At 51.5% G+C, this 392-nt stretch carries 1 protein-coding gene; it reads left to right on the forward strand.

Features of this window, described 5'->3' with window-relative positions:
- Window positions 1-127 precede the first annotated feature (127 nt).
- The gene (locus AC066S_RS39940) at window positions 128-310 is read left to right on the forward strand and encodes a response regulator (protein ID WP_200849357.1); all 183 of its coding nucleotides are present in this window, start codon (window positions 128-130) and stop codon (window positions 308-310) included.
- The last annotated feature ends 82 nt before the right edge of the window (window positions 311-392 follow it).

The raw sequence follows: 392 nt of genomic DNA on the forward strand, positions 1-392 counted from the left end.
TTGATATGGTCCTCACAACGTGCGACGACCTTCAGCGAACTCTAAAAAGGCAGGGGGGACAAGTTGCAAACACTCAGATTACGAATTTGTAATCGATGCTGCGATCGATCTCCGGGAGAATCAATGCATGAAAATCTTGGTCATTGAAGATGAAATCAAGCTCGCCGAGTACCTCAAAAAAGGCCTCGGCGAAGCGGGGTACAACGTCGATATCGTTCACAACGGTGTTGATGGGCTGCATATGGCACTGGAGGGTGCGTACGACCTCCTGATCCTGGATGGCATGCTGCCCGGCATTGACGGATTGTAAGCGATCCGCCAACTACGTCTTCCCCCAGAGCGTCTGAGAGGGGAAGCTACGTGTCCAGGTAGAACAAGATGGACACGTATGT

It is taken from the genome of Bradyrhizobium sp. CFUWI (assembly GCF_056429085.1).

Bases quoted from the DNA above. Each gene is read 5' to 3' on its own strand.
- AC066S_RS39940 (WP_200849357.1), top strand. From the start codon at position 128: ATGAAAATCTTGGTCATTGAAGATGAAATCAAGCTCGCCGAGTACCTC.